Source organism: Methylocaldum sp. GT1BB (genome assembly GCF_051027545.1).
Classification (GTDB): Bacteria; Pseudomonadota; Gammaproteobacteria; order Methylococcales; family Methylococcaceae; genus Methylocaldum.
In genome coordinates this window covers 127616-148334 of the sequence record NZ_CP194902.1, presented here as the reverse complement: position 1 = coordinate 148334, position 20719 = coordinate 127616, and the positions used below count along the sequence as shown (strand labels likewise).

The 20719-nt window shown below is 55.5% G+C and carries 19 protein-coding genes and 1 pseudogene; 16 read left to right on the top strand and 4 right to left on the bottom strand.

What is annotated here, in order from left to right; translation table 11 throughout:
• Positions 1-90: 90 nt before the first annotated feature.
• Complete coding sequence (locus tag ACR2TX_RS01890; protein WP_434131020.1) at positions 91-1836, bottom strand: proline--tRNA ligase; 1746 nt, start codon at positions 1834-1836, stop codon at positions 91-93.
• Positions 1837-2016: 180 nt separating this feature from the next.
• On the opposite strand from ACR2TX_RS01890, the gene ACR2TX_RS01885 reads away from it, so the two are divergent.
• From ACR2TX_RS01885 to ald, 8 genes and pseudogenes are all read left to right on the top strand, one after another.
• Positions 2017-2709 carry an ABC transporter permease gene (locus tag ACR2TX_RS01885; RefSeq protein ID WP_434114109.1) on the top strand — a complete coding sequence of 231 codons (693 nt, stop codon included), beginning with the start codon at positions 2017-2019 and terminating at the stop codon, positions 2707-2709.
• Positions 2706-3695 (top strand): ABC transporter ATP-binding protein, encoded by a 990-nt coding sequence (locus tag ACR2TX_RS01880; RefSeq protein WP_086135217.1) that lies wholly within the window; start codon positions 2706-2708, stop codon positions 3693-3695. The genes ACR2TX_RS01885 and ACR2TX_RS01880 overlap by 4 nt, the downstream gene beginning before the upstream one ends.
• 278 nt (positions 3696-3973) lie before the next feature.
• Positions 3974-4399: a secondary thiamine-phosphate synthase enzyme YjbQ gene (locus ACR2TX_RS01875; protein WP_077731275.1), complete on the top strand. Its 426-nt coding sequence runs from the start codon at positions 3974-3976 to the stop codon at positions 4397-4399.
• Between the two features lie 14 nt (positions 4400-4413).
• Positions 4414-4896 (top strand): DUF411 domain-containing protein, encoded by a 483-nt coding sequence (locus ACR2TX_RS01870; RefSeq protein ID WP_086134459.1) that lies wholly within the window; start codon positions 4414-4416, stop codon positions 4894-4896.
• 28 nt (positions 4897-4924) lie between these two features.
• Positions 4925-5926 (top strand): glucokinase, encoded by a 1002-nt coding sequence (gene glk, locus ACR2TX_RS01865; RefSeq protein ID WP_077731274.1) that lies wholly within the window; start codon positions 4925-4927, stop codon positions 5924-5926.
• A 100-nt stretch (positions 5927-6026) separates the two neighbouring features.
• Positions 6027-6227, top strand: a complete 201-nt coding sequence (locus ACR2TX_RS01860) for a Rho termination factor N-terminal domain-containing protein (RefSeq protein WP_077731273.1) — start codon at positions 6027-6029, stop codon at positions 6225-6227.
• Between the two features lie 73 nt (positions 6228-6300).
• Positions 6301-7133, top strand: a pseudogene (locus ACR2TX_RS01855) (IS5 family transposase).
• A 645-nt stretch (positions 7134-7778) separates the two neighbouring features.
• Positions 7779-8885 carry an alanine dehydrogenase gene (gene ald / locus ACR2TX_RS01850; RefSeq protein ID WP_077731270.1) on the top strand — a complete coding sequence of 369 codons (1107 nt, stop codon included), beginning with the start codon at positions 7779-7781 and terminating at the stop codon, positions 8883-8885.
• 40 nt (positions 8886-8925) lie between these two features.
• Here the strand turns inward: ald and ACR2TX_RS01845 are convergent, their stop codons facing one another.
• From ACR2TX_RS01845 to map, 3 genes are all read right to left on the bottom strand, one after another.
• On the bottom strand, positions 8926-9240 hold the full coding sequence (locus ACR2TX_RS01845; protein WP_077731269.1) for a DUF6763 family protein: 315 nt from the start codon (positions 9238-9240) through the stop codon (positions 8926-8928).
• A gap of 143 nt (positions 9241-9383) precedes the next feature.
• Complete coding sequence (glnD, locus tag ACR2TX_RS01840; protein WP_077731268.1) at positions 9384-12092, bottom strand: [protein-PII] uridylyltransferase; 2709 nt, start codon at positions 12090-12092, stop codon at positions 9384-9386.
• Positions 12013-12816: a type I methionyl aminopeptidase gene (map, locus tag ACR2TX_RS01835; RefSeq protein ID WP_077731267.1), complete on the bottom strand. Its 804-nt coding sequence runs from the start codon at positions 12814-12816 to the stop codon at positions 12013-12015. The genes glnD and map overlap by 80 nt, the downstream gene beginning before the upstream one ends.
• Positions 12817-13048: 232 nt before the next feature.
• On the opposite strand from map, the gene rpsB reads away from it, so the two are divergent.
• From rpsB to rseP, 8 genes are all read left to right on the top strand, one after another.
• The gene (rpsB, locus tag ACR2TX_RS01830; RefSeq protein WP_077731266.1) at positions 13049-13834 is read left to right on the top strand and encodes a 30S ribosomal protein S2; all 786 of its coding nucleotides are present in this window, start codon (positions 13049-13051) and stop codon (positions 13832-13834) included.
• A 120-nt stretch (positions 13835-13954) separates the two neighbouring features.
• Positions 13955-14839, top strand: a complete 885-nt coding sequence (gene tsf / locus ACR2TX_RS01825) for a translation elongation factor Ts (protein WP_077731265.1) — start codon at positions 13955-13957, stop codon at positions 14837-14839.
• A gap of 91 nt (positions 14840-14930) precedes the next feature.
• Positions 14931-15653, top strand: a complete 723-nt coding sequence (pyrH, locus tag ACR2TX_RS01820) for a UMP kinase (protein WP_077731264.1) — start codon at positions 14931-14933, stop codon at positions 15651-15653.
• A gap of 2 nt (positions 15654-15655) precedes the next feature.
• Entirely contained in the window at positions 15656-16213 is a 558-nt protein-coding gene (gene frr / locus ACR2TX_RS01815; RefSeq protein ID WP_077731263.1) for a ribosome recycling factor, read from the top strand.
• Positions 16214-16359: 146 nt separating this feature from the next.
• Positions 16360-17148, top strand: coding sequence for a polyprenyl diphosphate synthase (gene uppS / locus ACR2TX_RS01810; RefSeq protein WP_077731262.1), 789 nt, complete (start codon positions 16360-16362; stop codon positions 17146-17148).
• Between the two features lie 22 nt (positions 17149-17170).
• Positions 17171-18160: a phosphatidate cytidylyltransferase gene (locus tag ACR2TX_RS01805; protein ID WP_077731261.1), complete on the top strand. Its 990-nt coding sequence runs from the start codon at positions 17171-17173 to the stop codon at positions 18158-18160.
• A 1-nt stretch (position 18161) separates the two neighbouring features.
• Positions 18162-19349 carry a 1-deoxy-D-xylulose-5-phosphate reductoisomerase gene (gene ispC / locus ACR2TX_RS01800; protein ID WP_077731260.1) on the top strand — a complete coding sequence of 396 codons (1188 nt, stop codon included), beginning with the start codon at positions 18162-18164 and terminating at the stop codon, positions 19347-19349.
• Positions 19350-19356: 7 nt separating this feature from the next.
• Positions 19357-20718 (top strand): RIP metalloprotease RseP, encoded by a 1362-nt coding sequence (gene rseP, locus ACR2TX_RS01795; RefSeq protein ID WP_077731259.1) that lies wholly within the window; start codon positions 19357-19359, stop codon positions 20716-20718.
• Position 20719 lies beyond the last annotated feature (1 nt).

Genomic DNA, 20719 nt, shown 5'->3' with positions numbered 1-20719 from the left:
GCATACGAGGGCGGTTCCAACTTGCGCGATCAAACCGCGCAAATTGTGGACGGACGGCCCGGCATCCCGCAACTGGACGCCGGGCTGCGGCTAACCGATGCCGTTTAGCCGCGCCCGAATGAACGGCACGACTTCCTCCAGCGGAATTTGAATCGCTTCGGCATCCCGTCTCCCCTTGTATTCGGCCTGATTCGATTCGAGCAGACGCTCGCTGACGACCACCCGATGCGGAATGCCGATCAGTTCCAAGTCGGCGAACATGACGCCGGGACGAGCCTTTCGGTCGTCGAACAAGACTTCGATCCCTTCGTTCCGAAGAGAGCGGTACAGATGCTCGGCGATCTCCTGCAGCCGTTCCGATGTGTGCATGTTGATCGGCGCGAGAGCGACCTGGAACGGTGCGAGCGCTTCGGGCCAGACGATTCCCCGTTCGTCGTGGTTCTGCTCGATGGCGGCGGCGACCACGCGTGACACGCCTATGCCGTAGCAGCCCATGATCAGCGCCTGGTTTTTTCCTTCTTCGTTGAGCACCGTGGCCTGCATCGCTTCGCTGTATTTGGTGCCGAGCTGGAAGACATGCCCGACTTCGATGCCGCGTGCGATGCGGAGATTTCCTTTGCCGTCCGGGCTAGGATCGCCTTCCGTCACCTTGCGGAGGTCGTGGACATGTCGGGGCGCCGGTTGGTCTCGGTCCCAGTTGACGCCGATCAGATGGAACCCCTTCTCGTTGGCGCCGCAGACGAAATCGCTCATGGCCGGAACGGGGCGATCGGCGATGACGTTTATGGCTCCTTTCGCGCCGGGCATTTGGACCGGGCCGATGTAGCCCGCCCGAGAGCCCATGTGCTGCTCGATTTCATCGTCGGTGGCAAAGCGGAAACTGCCGAGGATCTTTCCGGCCTTCACTTCGTTGAGCTCATGATCGCCCCGCAGCAGTAACAGGCAAAACTCTTCCCACTCCCTATCGAGGTCGCGCTTGCCGATCATCACGGCGATGGCCTTGACGATTTTTTCAGCAGGGACGTTCAGGAATTCCGCTACCTCGGCAATACTGGTCTTGCCAGGGGTAGCGATCTTCTCCATGGGACGGCTCGCAGGCGCACGCGCTTCGGCGGGAGCGATAGCTTCGGCCATCTCGATATTGGCGGCATAATCGCTCCGGTCGGAAAAGGCGATGGCATCCTCGCCGGAATCGGCCAGCACGTGAAACTCATGGGACATGCTCCCGCCGATAGCGCCGGTATCGGCCAGCACCGCACGGAATCGCAGTCCCAGCCGTTCGAAGATACGGGAGTAAGTCTCGTACATCCGGTCGTAGGTTTCCTGCAAGGAGTCCTTGTCGAGATGGAAAGAGTAGGCATCCTTCATCAGGAATTCGCGAGCCCGCATGACGCCGAACCGCGGGCGGATCTCGTCCCGGAATTTCGTTTGAATCTGGTAAAAGTTGACCGGCAACTGCTTGTAGCTTTTGATTTCGCTGCGGACCAGATCGGTGATGATTTCCTCGTGAGTGGGACCTAGGCAGAAATCGCGCTCGTGGCGATCCTTGAATCGGCAGAGTTCCGGGCCGAACACATCCCAGCGCCCCGATTCCTGCCAGAGCTCCGCGGGTTGCACCGCCGGCATGAGCACTTCCAAAGCGCCGCTGCGATCCATTTCCTCGCGGACTATGTTTTCCACCTTGCGGAGTACGCGCAGCCCCAGAGGGAGCCACGTATAAAGACCGGCGGCTAGCTTGCGGATCAGACCGGCGCGCAGCATCAGCTTATGGCTGACGATTTCGGCATCGGCCGGGGTTTCTTTGATGGTGTTGAGCGGAAATTGGCTAGTGCGCATGATGGATGGAATACGTCCAAATGAGAAATGATTCTATTGTATCGTCAGCCAGCACGGGCCGTCAGCGAAGATTGAATCGTGCAGGTCGATTTTTTGAGCGCGAGAACAGAGCGACCGGAAAACTTGCTTGTTCTTTCGTGTTTTCGCAAAATTCGGTCCTGCCGCTCCTGTTATTCCTTCATGGACTACTTTGTCGATTCTTTTTTTGCCGCGCTCCGTCTAATCTTTCAGTTCGATCCCGAGGTTTACCGAATCGTCTGGACATCGCTCGAGATCTCGCTTACCGCAACCGTTTGCGCAGCGCTTCTCGCGGTTCCGGCCGGCGTCTGGTCCGCATCTATTGAATTTAAGGGAAAGCGGCTCCTGCGGCGGAGCTTGAACGCCTTGATGGCGATGCCGACGGTTATGATCGGCCTGATTTTTTACGGGTTGTTCAGCCGTCGCGGGCCGTTGGGCGAGTTCGCTCTTTTGTACACCCCGACGGCCGTCATCATAGGCGAGGCGGTGCTGATTTTTCCGCTCATCATGAATCTTGCGATGACCGCCGTCGAATCCGCCGATCCGCGTCTGCTGCCTACGTTGCGCTCTTTAGGCGCCAGCCCGGCGCAGCAGTTCGGGCTGGTATTGTCGGAAACCCGCTTGGCCCTGTTGGTGGCGGTTGCGGCCGGTTTCGGGCGAGCCATCGGAGAAGTGGGAACGGCGATGATGTTGGGCGGGAACATCCAGGGGCTTACCCGTACCATGACGACCGCCATCGCGCTGGAGACGAGTAAAGGCGAGTTCGAGCTCGGTTTGGCTTTGGGCATGATGTTGCTGCTGGTCGCGTTTTCGGTGAATTGGCTACTGCAATCTGCGGACCGGAGTGCCGGTTGAAGCGAGCGTATTGGCTGGAGCACGTGGTTTTTGCTTATGGCGATAAGCCGGCGTTGACCATCGATCATCTGGCGATCTCCGCCGGCCGGATTACGGCGCTGATCGGTCCGAACGGCGCCGGTAAGAGCACGCTTCTCGAGCTGCTCGCTTTTCTGATTCATCCGGATGCCGGCGAAATGTATTTTTTCGGTCAGCCGGTCAGGCGAGAGGACGTTCTGGCACTTCGGCGCCGCGTTGGGTTGGTGGCCCAAAGTCCTTATCTGCTTCAGGGTAGCGTGATGGATAACGTGGAGTTGGGACTGAGGCTGCGCGGTATCGGAAAGGAACAGCGGCACCGCAGGGCAATGGATGCAATGGAGCGAGTGGGACTTGCCGGATTCGAAAAGCGATCCGTCAGGGCGCTTTCCGGAGGCGAGAAACAGAGGGTTGCCTTGGCGAGAGCGCTGGCTCCGGCACCCGAAGTGCTGTTGTTCGACGAGCCATTTACGTATCTCGATCAAAGTAATGTGCGCTTGGTCGAGCAGGTGCTCTCGAATTATGCGCGGCAAAGTGGGAACACGGTGGTGTTCAGCACCCATGAGCAGGTGCAGGGTATCGCGCTCGCCGACGAGTCCATCAGCCTTTTCGCCGGAAGATCGGTCGGGGCGCCGCTCGTCAATTTGTTTCGCGGAGCGCTACGAAACGGCGTGTTCGACACCGGCAAGCTGGCGATACAGGTGCCGCGTGCGCTGGATCAGGGATCGCATCTCTCCGTCGATCCCGAGGAGATCGTGCTCTCCCCGGAACCTCTGAATTCCAGTCTCCGTAATTCGTTTCGCGGCCGTATCATCATGATCGCGGAAGAGGCGGGGCGGGCGAGGATTACCATTGATATCGGCGAGAAACTTAACGCCCGGATTACACTCGAATCGCTGCAAAGCCTCGGTTTGGAACTGGGGAAGGAAGTTTGGGTCAGTTTTAAAGCCACGGCGGTGAAAGTGTTTTGACCGTTCGGAGTCCGCCGCAGTGTTCTCGACGTTTTAATCAAGTCAGGAAAACGCGTATTTACGCCGTATGACGGATTGGCTATGGTGAAACCATAATTATTAACCCGGCCTATAAATATAGGCCGGGTTAATCCGGGGCAGGGATGCCCCGGCGCGGCGACAAGCCGCGTGAGCCCAGGCCGGGCTTGTACCGGCCTGGGCGGCGGCCCGAAATACCAGGAGGGTATTTACGGGCCTGATTAATAAAATTCATAAAGCAGATAATCCGATACGCCAAAATGTGGCTACAAAAACGAATCGCGTTAAAACCGCGAGCGCGCGGTTTTCACCTAATCACCGAAGAATTGCTGGGGCTTTTGCCTGAATTGAGGAAATTCCGCATCGGTATCGCTCATTTTTTCATTCAGCATACCTCCGCATCGTTGGTTCTCAATGAAAACGCCGACCCGAGCGTGCGGCGCGACCTGGAAACTCACCTGAGAAGTCTGGCGCCCGACGGCTCGGCTCATTACACCCATACCTTGGAGGGGGAGGACGATATGCCGGCCCACATCAAATCCTGTCTGATGGGCTCCAGCGTAACCGTTCCGGTCGGCGACGGGCGATTGCTGTTAGGCACCTGGCAGGGCATCTATTTGGGCGAGCACCGTGATCTTGCAGGGTCGCGCTCGGTGGTCGCCACTTTGAACGGGGAAACGTTTTAAACCTGGAGTGATCAATGAAATTTTTGCGTTTGATGCTACTAACGGTAGTTCTGTCGCCGTTTTCGATCCGTGCTGAAGAGAGCGTATGGGACAAAGGCGTACCGGTCCTCGAGAACCCGGTGGAAATGACCGTTTATCGCAGCCCTACTTGCGGCTGCTGTGGAAAATGGCTGGAGCACATGAAAAAACATGGCTTTACCGTGCGCGATATCAAATCCAACGATATGGACAGGATCAAGAAAGAACTGGGAGTGCCGGAGAATTTGCAATCCTGCCATACCGCGCTGGTCAACGGTTACGTAGTCGAAGGCCATGTTCCCGCTGCGGATGTCCAGAAGCTGTTGCAAGCCAAGCCCGAGGCGGCGGGATTAGCCGTTCCCGGCATGCCTGCGGGTACGCCTGGAATGGAAATGGGCGGGAAAAAGGATCCGTTCGCCGTGCTGCTCTTCGACAAGAAGGGGAGGGTGAGCACGTTTCAGGAATACCGATTTTATTGATCTCTCCTAAGAGACAGGGAGGGCCGTCATGCTACTAGCGGGCGACGTGGGTGGAACGAAAACGATCCTGGCTTTGTACGACGGGGGGCTGGAAGGACTGCCCGCATCAATATTGAGGGAGGAGACCTATCCGAGTGCGGGATATGGCTCGTTCGAGGACATTGTTAAAGATTTCTTGAGGGATCAGAGCGAACCGCTGGACGCCGCTTGCTTCGGAGTCGCGGGCCCCGTCGTCGACGGCCGCTGCCAAACGACCAATCTACCCTGGTTGATTGACGAGAGGCGCCTGATGCCCCTGCTGGGCATCTCCAAGGTGAAATTGCTGAACGACCTTCAGGCCATGGCCTTAGGTTTGCTCTGGCTGCGGCCCGACGAGTGGGTCGAGCTGAATCCCCGTGCAGTGCCCGCAACCGGCAACCGGGCGGTCATCGCAGCCGGTACCGGGCTCGGCCAGGCGGTATTGTACTGGGATGGTCATCTCTATCGTGCATTGGCAACCGAAGGCGGGCATGGGGACTTTGCGCCCAACAACACCATGGAAGACGGCTTGCTTGTATATCTTCGAAACAAGTTCGGAGGGCACGTGAGTTATGAACGGATCTTGTCCGGACCGGGAATCGTCAATGTCTACGAGTATCTACGCGACATAAACTATGCGCCCGAATCGCCCGAATTGGCCGGCGCGATAAAGAAGGCGGAGGACCCCGCACGGGAAATCACCACGCATGCCTTGCATCGGGGAGATGCGCTGTGTCGGGGAACTCTGGCCCTGTTCGCGCGCATTTTTGGTGCGGAGGCCGGCAACTTGGCCTTGAGGTGTTTCGCTACCGGCGGCGTGCTGGTCGGCGGCGGCATTGCGCCAAAGATTCTGCCCGCACTACAGGACGGCCATTTCATGCAAGGTTTTTGTGCTAAAGGCCGGCTTTCCGAGTTTCTCTGCGCTGTCCCGGTCCGTGTTGCCTTGAATTTTCACACTGGGTTGATCGGGGCGGCCGATTTTGCGGCACGCATGTTGCTTGAAAAGTCCTGAGACGCTTGATGGCTGGATTTCCTTAAGGCTGGTTTGGTCCTTGTAATGCAATCATCAACTTCGTATCTCAGAATTAATCGATTTCCGGAGGAGGTTCGTTATGCGTGTCGATGAAGTTCGGGAGATCGCCAAACGTATGGGCTTGGTTCCAGGCCGCATGAACAAGCGGGATCTGATCCGAAAGATCCAGATTGTCGAAGGAAACTTCGACTGCTTCGGTACGGCTCGCGATGCTGCCTGCGATCAGCATGGTTGTTTATGGCGAGAAGAATGTTTTTCACAGGCTAAAAAGGAGAATTAGAGCCTATCCCAGTAGGAACAAAAGCGTGATGAGCGACCTCTAATGCCGAAATTTCGAGTCAAGAGGGGCTCTTATGGGACTGGTGACGAAAGATGATGGCTGGCGCATTCCGGATGAGCTGTGGGAACGGATGGAACCGCTCTTGCCGCCGCGTAAACCGCATCCGCTCGGGTGCCATAACCCGCGGGTGCCGGACCGACAGGCGATGAATGCGATCTTGTTTGTGCTCCGGACCGGGTGTCAGTGGAATGCGCTGAACGCCACCGGGATTTGCTCCAGCAGTTCGGCCCATCGCCGCTTTGTCGAGTGGACCGAAGCCGGGGTGTTCCAGGCGTTCTGGCGCGAAGGACTGCTGACTTATGATGCGTTGAAGGGCTTGGACTGGTCGTGGTTGGCCATGGATGGGGCCATGACGAAAGCGCCGTTGGCGGGTTCAAAAAAACGGGACCGAATCCGACCGACCGGGGCAAACAAGGTGCGAAGCGAAGCCTGTTAACCGATGGCGCGGGCCTGCCGCTGAGTGTGGTGATTGCCGGCGCCAATCGGCACGACCTGAAGCTGGCGCGGTCCACCTTGGCGGCCATCGGCGTCCCGCGCCCTGTACCCACGCCGGAGCAGCCGCAAGGCTTGTGCCTGGACAAAGGCTATGACTATGACGAGGTGAGGGACTTGGCCAAGGCCTTTCAGTTTACCGCTCACATTCGAGCGCGCGGTGAGGAGGCCGAAGCGATCAAGAAGGAAGCCGGTTTCAAGGCGCGGCGCTGGGTGGTCGAACGGACCCACAGCTGGCTCAACCGATTCCGCCGGATTTTGATCCGCTGGGAAAAACGAACCGACACCTATCTTGCCATGCTGCACTTGGCCTGCGGCATCATTACTTGGCGGGCAACGGGTCTACTGGGATAGGCTCTTAGGGGCTTTCAATTAATCGATAAGTTCGTTCCAAGGAAGTTGAGACGCGTAGTCGCGCTGTTTTTATGCATCTGAAACCAAGGAGAGATTGATGATCGCTGCAGAGCTATTGAATTTAGCCCGCCATGAGGGTATCCGAGACCTCGAATATTTCCGTACAGAAAAACAACTCGTGTGGGCTATCCAACGAGCCAGGGGTAAAGCCGCATGTTTTTTGTCCGAGGATCGCATGGAGTGCAAAGAATTCGAGTGCCAGTGGCGCCGGGAATGCCTTAAGCTGGTTGCCGAATGGCGCCGGTGAGCGATCTCGCGGACCAGACCTTCCGGTCTTGGATTCGCGTGGCAAAGCGCGAACAAGATTGTCTGCATCGGGGCGGAGGCACAAACCTCCGCCTCGCTACGATATTGAGGCCGATTCAGTCGGGCTCTGATGTTCACTTTAGAATCGCGGAGATGTCGGCCTCGATAATTGTTTTTGCTGACTGATCGCTCGACAGAGTATGTGGCTCTGGGTTACACGCCAAAGCGTCGACTACGGTTAGACTAGAGAATAAGCTCGAGTCGTTCTGAGGATGGCCTGGTTCCTCCGAACGTATACAATCGTTCATAAGTTTCAAGTCTGTAGAGCTGCATACTGCTATGAGAATCGGGGTACCTAAAGAAATCAAGAATAACGAAAACCGCGTCGCGCTGACGCCGCATCAAGCATCGATACTTGTCGAGGCGGGGCACGAAGTTTTGATCGAAACGAATGCGGGGCTCGGTTCCGGATTTAAGGATGAGGAATACGTTCGGATGGGCGCTCGTATTTGCGGCGTCGAGGACGCATGGAATTCGGACTTGGTTCTCAAGGTCAAAGAGCCGATAGAACCGGAGTACCTTTTTCTCCGAAATCAGATCGTGTTTACCTTCTTCCATCTTGCGGGGGCTCCTCGCTCGCTCACTGAGATCTTACTGGAACGCCGCACTATGGCGGTGGCATACGAAACCTTGGAGGACAGATCCGGTCGATTGCCGATTCTCGCTCCCATGAGCGCGGTCGCGGGTAATATGGCGGCACTGGTCGGTGCTTATTATCTGGCCGAGTTCAATGGCGGTAGAGGGGTGCAGCTCGGCAAGGTTCTGGGCGCGAGACACGGAAGGGTGTTGATCGTAGGCGACGGGGTCGTGGCTTTTCACGCCGCGCAGACGGCGTGGGGGCTTGGGGCTCAGGTTTCTGTTGCAGGCATCGACAAGGCCAAGGGCGAGCGGATGCAGCGCGAAATTTCAGGGGAACTCGAGTTTTTTGCTTCCGAGCCGGACGTCATTGCACGCCGTATATGTGAAGCCGATTTAGTCGTCGGCGCGGTATTGCGGCACGGGGCCAAGGCAGACTACGTGGTGACCGAGAAAATGGTCGGATCGATGCAGCCCGGTTCCGTGATCGTCGACGTCAGCATCGATCAGGGCGGCTGCGTGGAAACTTCGCGGCCCACTACTCATTCAGAACCCGTTTACGAGAAGCACGGCGTCATCCATTACTGCGTGACCAACATGCCCGGCGCTTATCCCCGGACATCGACGATCGCTTTAACCGAGGCCAGCTTTCCCTATGTCCTCCAGTTAGCCAATCAGGGCTTGACGGCGTTTCGCGAAAATCCAGGGTTTGCCAAGGCCGTAAACACTTACCAGGGACATCTAACCTGCAAGCCCGTAGCCGAAACGTTCGGATTCATCGAGCGATACAGCGCATTTCCCGCATCGTGATCGTTCGGGCGGCGACGAGGCGAGTCAAGCCAAGCGAAAATCAATGCTCGTCTTCTTCGTTTAGAAAGTCGTCCAAGGTGAGATCCCGCTGATCCGGTTCATGCAAATCCGGATCGGTGTAACCGAGGTCATCGATTTCCACGTCATCGAAAGGAGCGCTCCAGTCTTCGGGGGGCTCTATAGGCGCAAAAGGCGATTCGTACCAAGAGGCAAAGTCAAATTCGCCGAGATCGCCGTTGAGATACTGGATTTCGATGGCGTCGTTTTCCTCGTCCAATGCGACAACACGAAACGATCGTCCGGTCTCGGCATCTTGATACCAGTTTTCGAGCAGCGGATCTGCAACCGTCGGCATGGCTTTATCCTCCGATTAGGCTTGGAAACATGGCTTCCAAAAGGTACGACCCATTGATCGGTCGCCGCAAGCATAGCACGAGTCTTTGACGAAAAAACGGGGTTGCGGACTCCGCTATATCTGAAACGGATGCGGAAAAACGTTTAATTTGTTCCCACCAGCGCGATGATCGCTTCGCTCAATTGGCGCTTCTGGAGTTCGCTGTTTAGCGGATGATCGCGATGGTCGGTGATATAGAAAATGTCTTCGGCTCTGCTGCCGATGGTGGAAATTTTTGCATTATAGAGGCGCACGTCACATTCCCTGAACGCTTGGCCGACCTTCGACAAAAGCCCAGGGCGGTCGGTGGCGACCAATTCCAGAATCGAATAACGGTTCTGCGGGTCGTCGTGAAAATAAATTTGAGTGGGTACCGTGAAATGTTTTATTTCCCGCGGTTCGCGCCGATGGACGCGTAGCGGTGTGCAGCTCGGTTGTAGCAGGCATGCCCGCAATCGGCTGCAAATCTGGGCCTGCCGCAGGTGATCGTTGATCGGTTCTCCAGTCTGCTCGAGGACGTGATAGCTGTTCAACACATAGCCATCGGCGGAAGTGATGATCTTGGCGTCGAAGACGGTCAATCCGAGTTGGTCCAAAACCGCCGTACTGTAAGCGAATATGAAATCCTGGTCTTTCGCATACAGGAAAATTTCCGCGCTCCCCCGCTGGCTGACCGGGCGCAACAGGACCAGGGGTAAGTCTCCCGGCTTGCAGGCGCTGATGGCCACGGTATGCCAGGCGATTTCCTCCGCCAAATAGCGCAGAAAATATTCGTCGTTAACCATCTGCCAGACTTTTTCGATGGTTCGGTCGCTGATGCCTAAGCGCCTCAGCAGAGCAAGGCTTTCCGCTTTGACCGCATTGATCTTTTCTTCTTGTTCCAGCGGTTTTGTGAGTCCTCGTCGGAATGTCCACCGCGTCGTGAGATACAGTTCCTTGAGCAGGGCGTCTTTCCACGAGTTCCACAGGTTCGGGTTGGTGGCGCGAATGTCGGCCACGGTCAAGAGATATAGATAATTCAGCGTGTCTTGGTTGCCGATGGCGGTGGCGAACTCATGAATGACGTCTGGATCGCTGATATCCTTGCGCTGAGCTGTCATGGACATGAGCAAATGGTTCTGAACCAGCCACTTGACCAGGTCGGTGTCCCGACGGCTTATGCCGTGGCGTTGGCAAAAACCCTCGGCAATGTCCGCGCCGATGACGGAATGATCGCCGCCGCTACCTTTGGCGATGTCGTGCATTAAGCCGGCAATGTATAGAAGCTCCGGTCTTTCGATGATCTGAAAAATTTCATTGCAGAGGGGATGCTCGGCTCTGTGCTTTTCTAGAGCGAATCGTCTGAGGTTGCGTACTACGAAGAGCGTATGTTCGTCCACGGTGTAAACGTGGAAGAGATCATACTGCATGCGGCCGACGACGCGGCCGAAAGCCGGGAGATACGCGGCCAGAATGCCGTAGCGGTTCATCCTCCGCAGTTGATGCGTGATGCCTCCCGGTTGGCGCAGGATTTCCATAAAAAGCCGGCAAGCTTCCGGATCGTTGCGGAAATTCTCGTCGATCAGGTAGAGATGTTGGCGAATGAGCCGGATGGTCGCGGCGCGTATGCCTAACAAGCTGGCGTTTTGCTGCAATAGGAGAAATATTTGCAGCAGGGCAAGAGGCTGTTCCCGAAAAACGTTCGGGTGCAGTGCCTCGATGTAGTTGTTGACCGCCTGAAAGTTTCTGTTGATCGGGAGGATTACGGCATCTTCATCGCGATGCAGTGCGGCTTCCTTGAACAGTTGCAATAGCATTTCGTTCAGCCGCTCCAGTCCCATGACGGTGCGGAAATAGCGCTGCATGAATTGCTCGACCGCTTGGTTGACGTCCGGATCCTGATATCCGAACTGTAGGGCCAGCTCCTTTTGATACTCGAACAGCAGGCGATCTTCGCAACGCCCGGTCAACGTGTGCAAGGCGAAACGGAGCTGCCAGAGGAAATGCTGCGCTTGCATGAGCTCGCCGTGCTCCGCTTCGGTTAGCCAGCCGTGCAGGAGCAGATCGTTCAGATTCGACGCATTGTAATGGCGCTTGATAATCCATCCGATGATTTGGATATCCCGGAGACCGCCCGGGCCCTCTTTGATATTAGGCTCCAGGTTGTAGGCCGTGTCGTGGTATTTGGCATAGCGTGCGGCTTGTTCAGCCATCTTGGCTTCGAAGAACTCTCGCGAGGACCAGAGATGTTCGGGGCCGATACGCGCCCACAGCTCCTTGAACAACGCCGAGGAACCATGGAGCAGTCGGGATTCCATGAGATTGGTGATGACCGTCACATCTTGCCGGGCCTGTTCCACGCACTCTTCGATCGTACGGACGCTGTGAGCGGGCTTGAGGCCAATGTCCCACAGCAAATTGAAGAAATCGGCCAAGCCTTGCCGGTAGGGCGGTTCTTCGGCTCGATTCGCGCCGCTGTGGTGAAAATCGAGGAGAATCAAAACATCGATATCGGAGTAAGGGTGCAGCTCGCGTCGGCCATAGCCCCCTACCGCAATAAGTGCGAGCTGTTCGGCGTCGGATCCGAGGAAATGATTCCAGCAGGCTCCGAGCAGTTCATCGATGAAATCGGAGCGCGCCCGAATCAGTTCGGCGGCTGGTATGCCGGCGTGAAAGCGCTCGGTTAGCTCCGCATTATTCTGTTGGATATGTTCTCTAAGCGACCTGATGCGCTCGGCGGACGAAAGGATATCGTCATAACGCGGCGAGTTTAAGTCGGCCGTTTTCAATCGCGTGTGCCTCTTCTTGACGCAGGGTGAGGATTTCGTAGCCATCCGCCGTAACTAAAACCGTGTGCTCCCACTGTGCGGACAGGCTGTGGTCTTTAGTTACAGCGGTCCATCCGTCGGGAAGTATTTTCACGTAGCGTTTGCCCAAGTTGATCATGGGTTCGACGGTGAAAATCATACCCGGTTCCAGCATTATTCCGGTATTAGATTTGCCGTAGTGGAGCACCTGGGGGTCTTCATGAAAGTTCCGGCCGATACCGTGCCCGCAGAACTCTTGCACGACGGAATAGCCGTGGGACTCCGCATGACGCTGAATGGCAAAGCCGATATCGCCCAACCGCGCGCCAGGACGTACTTGCTGAATTCCCAGATACATGGCCTCCTGACAGATCTTCACCAGGCGTTTGGCTCGTATGGGCACTTCACCGACCAGAAACATTTTACTGGTGTCGCCGTGATAGCCGTCCTTAATTACGGTGATGTCGATGTTGACGATATCGCCGCTTTTCAGTTTCTTCGGACCTGGTATGCCGTGGCATACCTGATGGTTCACCGAGGTGCAGATGGATTTGGGAAATCCCTTGTAATTCAAGGGAGCGGGAATGGCTTTTTGCACATCGACAATGTAGTCGTGGCAAATTTGATCCAGTTCTTCAGTCGTTACCCCGGGAACCACGAATGGCTCAATCATTTCCAATACTTGTGCAGCGAGTCGGCCCGCGACACGCATTTTCTCAATTTCGGCAGGCGTTTTCAGGATGATGCTCATCGCGAGATTCGTTGATTCGTGTGGCGCTCGGTCGAGCGAGGATGCGGGAAAAGGGTCGGATTGTTGAATAAAGCAGGTTATGGTATAAAGCGCTGCTATTTTTGGCAATAACACACACGTATCGTCACGTCCGGCGGGGTGCCACATCCCCGTGATTTGGTCGCCGGTTGGGGTGCGTGGAGGCTCAACCCATCGCCGGTTCAATCCGGCTCAGCTCTATTAGGAGATTTGAATGTCCAATGTAACCATGCGCCAAATGCTGGAGGCCGGCGTACATTTCGGTCACCAGACGCGCTATTGGAATCCCAAGATGGCTCCGTATATTTTCGGCGCGCGGAGCAACATCCATATCATCAATCTGGAAAAGACTATACCTCTGTTCAATGAGGCCATGAAATACCTCGAACAGCAGGCGGCCAACAGAGGCAGAGTTCTTTTCGTCGGCACCAAGAGAACCACCCGCAAGGTCATCGAAGATGAAGCCAAGCGCTGTGGTATGCCTTATGTGAATTATCGCTGGTTGGGCGGAATGCTCACCAATTTCAAGACCATCAAACAATCTATCGCTCGCATGAAAGAGCTTGAAGCGATGCGGGACGACGGTCGCTTGCAGCGGTTCAACAAGAAGGAAGCGCTCGGCATGATGCGCGAGTTGGAGAAGTTGGAGCATAGTTTGGGCGGGATTCGGGATATGGACCGGCTTCCGGAGGTGTTGTTCATTATGGATGTAGGCTATGAAAAGAATGCCATCAGCGAAGCGAAAAAGCTGGGCATTCCGGTCGTCGGCATTGTCGATACCAACAACAGCCCGGTCGGCATCGACTATGTCATACCGGGCAACGACGACTCCATTCGTGCTGTTCAGCTGTATGCGCAGAGCGCCGCGACAGCCATCCTGCAAGGCAAGGCGCACAGTCTCGATTTTGCCGGAGGGGAAGACGAATTTGTGGAGATGGAGTCAAATACCGAGACGAGTTCGGATTCCGCTGCGGAAGCGGCTAGCGCATATGCCGAGTAAGGCATGCGTTTTTCGTGCCTGAATGCGTTGATACGCTCAAAACGCCTCCATCAGGGGGCGTTTTTATAAGCGTAAATGCTTGAATAGCGATGATAAGCAATTAATGATGAGGTTCGGTCAATGAATATCAGTGCCGCAATGGTGAAGGAGCTCCGCGAACGCACCGGTTCGGGGATGATGGAATGCAAGAAGGCGTTGCAGGATGCCAACGGTGATATGGAAGCCGCAGTTGAGTTGATGCGGAAAGCGGGTCTCGCGAAAGCAGACAAGAAGTCTGGCCGCACTGCCGCCGAAGGCCGTATTTCTACGAAAACGAGTGCTGATGGTAAGCGTGCGGTCATCGTGGAAATCAACTGCGAGACCGATTTCGTCGCCAAGGGCGATGATTTCGTAGAGTTCGTCAATAACGTCGTGCAAACCGCATTGGATTCGACAGCTAGTTCGCTCGACGAATTGCTCGCTACTGTGATGCCGTCCTCGGGATCCAGCGTGGAGGAAACGCGCCGGGCTATGGTTGCCAAAATCGGCGAGAATATCAATGTGCGGCGGTTCGAGAGCATTACATCGGAAAGCGGTAATATCGCGAGTTATTTGCACGGAACCCGGATCGGTGTTCTTGTCGAGTTGGTCGGCGGTGATCAGGAGTTGGGTCGGGATATTGCCATGCACGTCGCGGCTAGCAAACCCTTGTGCGTGGACGAAAAAGGCGTGCCTGCCGAAACGGTCGCCAAGGAGCGGGATATCGCCAAGGCGCAGGCTGAAGCCGAAGGGAAGCCTGCTAATATCGTCGAGAAAATGGTAGAGGGCAAGATCAAGAAATTCCTGGGGGAAGTTACCTTGCTCGGTCAACCTTTCGTCAAAGATCCCGATCAGACTGTCGGTAAGTTGCTGAGTAGCCGAGGAGCTAGCGTAGGTCGCTTTGTACGATTCGAGGTTGGCGAAGGCATAGAAAAGGTAGAAAGCAATTTCGCCGAAGAAGTGATGGCACAAGTAAGAAACAGTTAAACTTTCGTGAGTAAACCTCTGGCGGAGTGCTTTGCACGGCGACCCGTCAGGGGTTTGCGGATAACCAATCGACAACACAGAATTTGAACCGATGAGCGCGCCTAAATACACCCGAATTCTGCTGAAGTTAAGCGGCGAAGCGCTTATGGGTGAACAGGGAAGTGGTATCGACCCACAAACGATTAAGCGTCTAGCGCACGAAATAAATGATTTGTGTCAGATCGGTGTCCAGGTGGGGCTGGTCATTGGGGGCGGCAACATCATACGTGGCTCGGAAAAGGCATCAGAAGGCTTGGATCGGGTTACCGGCGATTACATGGGTATGCTGGCCACAGTCCTGAATGCCCTTGCTATGCAGGACGCCCTTGAAAAACTCGGGCAGCCGGTCCGCGTCATGTCGGCTTTGAAAATCAATCAGGTTTGCGAGGATTACATCAGGCGTCGTGCAGTCCGACACCTTGAGAAAGGGCGGGTAGTCATCTTTGCTGCGGGTACCGGCAATCCATTTTTCACGACGGATTCGGCAGCCAGCCTGCGTGCGATCGAGATCAATGCCGAGTTGCTGATTAAGGCCACTAAAGTGGAGGGGGTTTATTCGGCGGATCCGCTCAAGGATTCCAATGCGCGGTTTTACTCGAGGCTGACCTATGACGAGGCCTTGGATCAACGCCTTAATGTAATGGATGCCACGGCGCTGGTTTTGTGCCGCGACCATAATATGCCGCTGAGGGTGATGAACGTGTTCGATCCCGGGGCCGTCATGCGCGTGGTTCTGGGCGAAGATATTGGATCCTTAATTGAAACCGGTAGATAACCATGATCGACGATATTCAAAAACGGACTGCGGAACGAATGAAGAAGAGTATCGAGGCGCTCAAGCATGAGTTTGCCAAGATAAGGACCGGCCGAGCTCATCCCAGCCTCTTGGATCACATCATGGTGTCTTACTACGGCAACGAGGTACCGTTAACGCAAACGGCCAACGTCGCTGTCGAAGATGCCCGAACACTGACCGTGACCCCATGGGAGCGCAGTATGGTTCAGGCTATCGAAAAGGCGATCATGACGTCCGATTTGGGGCTGAATCCCTCGACTGCCGGTTCGGTAATCCGTGTCCCCATGCCGCCGCTTACCGAAGAACGGCGGCGCGACCTGATCAAGGTCGTGCGTCACGAAGCCGAAAATGCTCGGGTCGCGATTCGCAATATACGGCGCGATGCCAATAATGAGCTCAAGGCTGCGTTGAAGGAAAAGCAAATCTCGGAAGACCAGGAGCGACGCAGTCAAGAGCAAGTTCAAAAATTGACCGATCAGTACATTAAAGACGTCGATGGTTTGCTGAGCGAAAAGGAAGCGGACTTAATGGCAATTTAATCGGTCCCTTCCGGTCGTGTCGAAATTCGGCTCTTTCTTCAATAATTATCAGCCAGTATTCGATGGTGCCCCCGGCGAAACCGATTTCACTCAGGAACGGTTGGGCATCTCGTTTTCCAAAATGATGATCAGTTCGGAACCTAAATATGGAAGTGCCCGCTGTCCCTATCGATGATGACCGGCTGCCCCGCCATATCGCCATCGTTATGGATGGTAATGGCCGTTGGGCAAAAAAGCGTTTTCTGCCGCGTACGGCTGGGCATCGCGCCGGTGTCTCGGCAGTACGAAAGGTTATCGAACACTGTCTGAAGCGCCGAATCGAGGCGCTCACCCTGTTCGCCTTCAGCAGCGAAAACTGGCGGCGTCCTCCGCAAGAGGTGTCTCTGCTCATGGAGCTGTTTTTGACAACCTTGGAGCGGGAAACCGAAAAGCTTCATGAAAATGGCGTCCGGCTTCGGGTGATCGGCGATCGGGCGGCGTTTTCGCCCGCGCTGCAGGAAAAGATTTCGGCCGCCGAAAGGCTTACCAGTTCGAATACCCATTTGAACCTGACCATCGCGGCTAATTACGGCGGCCGCTGGGATATTTTGCAGGCTGCCCGTGCGCTGGCCGAAAAGGTCGCACGAGGCGAGCTGTGTTCCGGAGACATTAGCGCGGATGTCTTTGAATCTCAGTTGACCCTGACGGATCTGCCCGAGCCCGATCTTTTCATTCGCACCGGTGGCGAACAGCGGATTAGCAATTTCTTGTTGTGGCAGCTGGCTTACACCGAACTCTATTTCACGCCTGCCTTGTGGCCAGATTTCGACGAACAATCACTCGAACTCGCGTTGAACGACTACGCAAGTCGACAGCGCCGCTTCGGATATACGAGCGAGCAAGTCGAGGATCTGGTTCCAGAAAACGTTTGCACTAAGACAAGCGAATCCCGTTAATTTTGCTATTTACGAGACAGTCATGCTGAAAAATCGAGTCATTACCGCTTTGGTGCTGGCGCCGCTCATTATCGCCGCGATTTTATTCTTGCCCGCTGACGGTTTTGCGGTGTTTTGGGGCGCGATTATTTTAGCTGGCGCTTGGGAGTGGGCGAATCTTTCCGGTCTCGGTAGCTTATCGTCGCGTCTCAGTTTCGTCGGTGTGGTGTTCGCTTTTCTGCTTGCTGCGCGGTATTTCGCCATCGACTGGGCACCGGGTGAACTGCCTGAGTGGTTTTACTGGCCCGTAGTGGCCTGGTGGTTCGTGTGGGGAATCGCGTTCCGTCGGATACCTGAGCGTTTGGTCAAGATCCAGTATCCGCTTGCTGCGAAACTGGCCGCCGGTGCATTCGTGCTGATCACCGGTTGGATCTTGATGGTCTGGCTGCGCTTGAATTTTCGTCAGGAACAGGTTTTTTATCTGGTATTTCTCGTTTGGGCGGCCGATGTGGCGGCTTATTTTGTGGGTAAGCGCTGGGGCCATACCAAGTTGCTGGAACCGATCAGTCCCGGCAAGACCGTTGAAGGGGTTTATGGGGCCTTGTTCGCTGCGGCGGTCCTGGCAATTGCGGTAGGGCTATTCGCAAAGCTCGAAGCTATCGCCCTTGCCGATTTCGTGTTCCTGTCTTTGTTTACAGTGGCAGCGTCAGTATGCGGCGACCTTTTCGAAAGCCTAGCAAAGCGCGTTCGCGGGGTGAAGGACAGTGGCGCCGTATTACCGGGGCACGGTGGAATTCTCGATCGCATCGATAGCTTGCTGGCGGCAGTTTCGATCTTTTATGCCGGTTCGTTGCTGCTCGGAGTATTTTTGACGGCGGAGTTGGAAACAAATATCGTCATTCCCGAGGAGCTGCCTGCTGAAAGTTCCGGAGACATAACGCCTCATGACGAGGAGGGGACAAACGATGAAGGTTTTGTGGAAGAAGGCGTCGTAAACGAAGAAAAATCTCCCTCGAACAAGGGAGCCCATTAAGATGAAAGGCATTTGCATTCTTGGCTCGACAGGATCCATTGGCGTCAGCACGCTCGATGTGGTTGCACGGCATCCGGATCGTTACCGGGTCGTGGCGCTTACCGCGAATAACAATCTGGACCGGCTTTATGAGCAATGTCAGCAGTTCCGGCCTTCATATGTGGTTCTCCGTAGCGAAGGGCAGGCTGAAGAATTGAGACGGCGGCTCTGTGCTGCTGGGCTGCCGGATACCGAAGTGCTAAGCGGCACGAAATCTCTGGAAGAGGTGGCCATGTTGCCTGAAGTGGATGGCGTCATGGCCGCTATTGTCGGGGCGGCGGGGCTTTTGCCGACTTTGGCGGCGGCAAGAGCCGGCAAGACCGTATTCTTGGCGAACAAAGAGGCGCTGGTGATGTCGGGGCAGCTTTTCATGGCCGAGGTTGCCAAGTCGGGCGCCAAGCTGCTGCCGATCGACAGTGAGCACAATGCCATTTTTCAGTGCATGCCGGCAGATTACTGCGCCGGTCAGACGGCTTCCGGCGTCCGGCGGATTTTGCTTACCGCTTCCGGCGGTCCTTTTTTGCGTAAGCCATTAGATGAGTTGGACGACGTAACGCCGGATCAAGCCGTGGCTCATCCCAACTGGGTTATGGGGCGGAAAATTTCGGTCGATTCGGCTACTATGATGAACAAAGGGCTAGAAGTGATCGAAGCATGCCTGTTGTTCAACATGCTGCCTGAGCGCATTCAAGTCGTTATTCATCGGCAAAGCGTCATTCATTCGTTGGTCGATTATGTCGACGGGACGGTGCTGGCGCAAATGGGTAGCCCGGATATGCGTATTCCCATCGCCCATGCCTTAGCTTGGCCGGAGCGATTCGAGTCTGGGGCGGAACCTCTGGACCTATTCAGTGTCAGACAATTGGACTTCGAGGCACCGGATGAAGCTCGTTTTCCATGTTTGAGTTTGGCTTATCAAGCTGTTCGTGCAGCCGGAACGATGCCGGCTATTCTAAATGCCGCGAACGAAGTGGCCGTTTCGTCGTTCTTGGATCGTAAGATACGGTTCACGGATATTCCAGAGACAATCAAGCATTGCATGGCGACTATTGTGCCGGGCCCCGCCAATACAATCGATGCCGTTCTCGATGCGGACCGAATCGCTCGCTCGACGGCCGAGTCATATATCAATCGGCTAGCGGTGTATTAACGCTCCCATGTTTTCGCTCCTTCATACGCTTTTTTACTTCATCGTAGCGTTAACAATCCTGATCGCCTTTCATGAGTTGGGCCATTTTTGGGCTGCGCGGAAATTAGGAGTTAAGGTTATCCGGTTTTCGTTGGGGTTCGGGAAGATTCTCTGGCGTCATCAAAGAACGCCTGATAGCACCGAATTCACCGTGGCGGCGCTTCCCTTGGGCGGCTATGTGAAAATGGTGGATGAACGGGAGGGAACAGTAGCACCGGCTGATCTGCCTTATGCTTTCAACCGTCAATCTCTAATTCGTCGCGTAGCGATTGTATTTGCAGGACCGTTCTTCAATTTCATTTTAGCGATTCTGGTCTACTGGGCGGTTTTCATGATCGGCGAAACCGGCATGCGCCCCGTGTTGGGACCCGTGGCCAGCGGCTCGTTGGCGGCTCAGGTCGGGTTTGCGGAAGGCGACGAGATTGTGGCTGTGGCAGGTGAAGCGACGCCTACCTGGAACCAAGCCATGGGCGAATTGCTGGAGCGAATCATGGAGGGTGAAGCGATTCCCGTCGACGTCAAGACGAAGGGCGGTGAACAACTGCAGCGAACCCTGACGGTACCGGAGGAACTCGCACAGCAGCCTAATTTATTGTATCAGCGCCTGGGCATTCGTCCTTGGGAGCCGGATATTCCGCCGATTATCGATAGGGTCGAGCCGGGCGGTGCGGCGGAGAGAGCCGGGTTGCAGGCTGGCGATAGGCTGGTAAGTGTGGACGGCAGACCGATTAGGACATGGCGGGAGTGGGTGGATCATGTGCGCGCCCATCCCAACGCTTCGCTCGAAGTCGTCGTGGAGCGCGGTGGCGAGCGCTTGTCTCGCTCGGTAACGCCGACGCCGGTTGAATCGGAAGAAGGTCGTATCGGGAGAATAGGCGCTGCAGTTCAGATACCCGAGCACCTTATTGATGCAATGCAGGTAGAGTATCGTCTCGGCGTGCTTCCTGCGTTTGTGGCCGCAGTAGAAAAAACCGGCGATTACTCCGTTTTGACTTTGAAAATGATCGGGCGGATGCTGGTCGGTAAAGCAGGCATCGAAAACCTGAGTGGTCCGATCAGCATCGCTCAGTATGCCGGAAAATCGGCGAGCATAGGCTTTAGTCAATTTCTTAAGTTTCTCGCCATTGTCAGCGTCAGCTTGGCCGTGTTGAATTTATTGCCGATTCCCGTGCTCGACGGCGGACATCTCATGTTTTATCTGGTCGAGGCTGTCAAAGGCAGTCCCGTGTCGGAGCAGACGCAAGCGTTCTTTCAGCAAATCGGCTTATTCATTCTGTTATCCTTGATGAGTCTGGCATTCATTCTCGACATCGAGCGTTTGCTGACATAAA

Coding starts and splice junctions, on each gene's coding strand:
- ACR2TX_RS01860 (WP_077731273.1), top strand. CDS start 6,027: ATGCGTGTCGATGAAGTTCGGGAGATCGCCAAACGTATGGGCTTGGTT.
- ACR2TX_RS01805 (WP_077731261.1), top strand. CDS start 17,171: ATGCTGAAAAATCGAGTCATTACCGCTTTGGTGCTGGCGCCGCTCATT.
- ACR2TX_RS01845 (WP_077731269.1), bottom strand. CDS start 9,240: ATGCCGACGGTTGCAGATCCGCTGCTCGAAAACTGGTATCAAGATGCC.
- tsf (WP_077731265.1), top strand. CDS start 13,955: ATGAATATCAGTGCCGCAATGGTGAAGGAGCTCCGCGAACGCACCGGT.
- glnD (WP_077731268.1), bottom strand. CDS start 12,092: ATGGCTACGAAATCCTCACCCTGCGTCAAGAAGAGGCACACGCGATTG.
- rseP (WP_077731259.1), top strand. CDS start 19,357: ATGTTTTCGCTCCTTCATACGCTTTTTTACTTCATCGTAGCGTTAACA.
- ACR2TX_RS01890 (WP_434131020.1), bottom strand. CDS start 1,836: ATGCGCACTAGCCAATTTCCGCTCAACACCATCAAAGAAACCCCGGCC.
- ald (WP_077731270.1), top strand. CDS start 7,779: ATGAGAATCGGGGTACCTAAAGAAATCAAGAATAACGAAAACCGCGTC.
- pyrH (WP_077731264.1), top strand. CDS start 14,931: ATGAGCGCGCCTAAATACACCCGAATTCTGCTGAAGTTAAGCGGCGAA.
- ACR2TX_RS01885 (WP_434114109.1), top strand. CDS start 2,017: ATGGACTACTTTGTCGATTCTTTTTTTGCCGCGCTCCGTCTAATCTTT.
- rpsB (WP_077731266.1), top strand. CDS start 13,049: ATGTCCAATGTAACCATGCGCCAAATGCTGGAGGCCGGCGTACATTTC.
- ACR2TX_RS01870 (WP_086134459.1), top strand. CDS start 4,414: ATGAAATTTTTGCGTTTGATGCTACTAACGGTAGTTCTGTCGCCGTTT.
- frr (WP_077731263.1), top strand. CDS start 15,656: ATGATCGACGATATTCAAAAACGGACTGCGGAACGAATGAAGAAGAGT.
- ACR2TX_RS01875 (WP_077731275.1), top strand. CDS start 3,974: ATGTGGCTACAAAAACGAATCGCGTTAAAACCGCGAGCGCGCGGTTTT.
- map (WP_077731267.1), bottom strand. CDS start 12,816: ATGAGCATCATCCTGAAAACGCCTGCCGAAATTGAGAAAATGCGTGTC.
- ispC (WP_077731260.1), top strand. CDS start 18,162: ATGAAAGGCATTTGCATTCTTGGCTCGACAGGATCCATTGGCGTCAGC.
- uppS (WP_077731262.1), top strand. CDS start 16,360: ATGGAAGTGCCCGCTGTCCCTATCGATGATGACCGGCTGCCCCGCCAT.
- glk (WP_077731274.1), top strand. CDS start 4,925: ATGCTACTAGCGGGCGACGTGGGTGGAACGAAAACGATCCTGGCTTTG.